Origin of the sequence: Limnospira sp. PMC 1279.21, from assembly GCF_032349615.1 — a bacterium.
Classification (GTDB): Bacteria; Cyanobacteriota; Cyanobacteriia; order Cyanobacteriales; family Microcoleaceae; genus Limnospira; species Limnospira fusiformis.
In genome coordinates, this window is record NZ_JARPLU010000519.1 from 1 (window position 1) to 510 (window position 510).

Annotated in this window: 1 protein-coding gene; it reads left to right on the plus strand. The window is 42.7% G+C overall.

The window, feature by feature from the left end:
- Nucleotides 1-483 (plus strand): group II intron maturase-specific domain-containing protein (locus P5683_RS25745; RefSeq protein WP_315641287.1); only part of this gene is annotated, 483 nt, incomplete at its 5' end.
- Nucleotides 484-510: the final 27 nt, after the last annotated feature.

Below are 510 nucleotides of genomic sequence, written 5' to 3' on the forward strand. Positions count from 1 at the left end.
TTTGTTTTCAGGGCGGTTTCACCAGGCTCTACAACTTTTGTCCTGTACTTAGGAGTGTGTCATACACTTAACCCCATACAATGTGAGGGTAAAACAGAAGAGCCAGGCTTTGATTTTTTAGGATTCAACATCAGACAATACCCGGTAGGAAAATACAAAACTGGAAAAACAGGTGGGACAGCAAGCCGATTAATCGGACACAAAACCCATATAAAACCCAGCAACAAAGCAGTTCAAGCTCATACAGAAGTGATTAAGGGTGTAATCAAACAACATAAAACTGCACCCCAGTCAGCCCTGATAAGCAGACTAAACCCAATAATACGGGGATGGTCAAATTACTACTCAGGAGTCGTCTCAGTCGAAACCTTCAACAAGCTAGACCATACAATCTGGCAGATGTTACGGGCATGGACAGTATCAAGATGCGGAAAGGCAAGTCATGAAAAACTGAGGAATTATAGCATTAGTCAAGGTGGTTAGGACGCAGCTTTGAGAACGGAATCCATT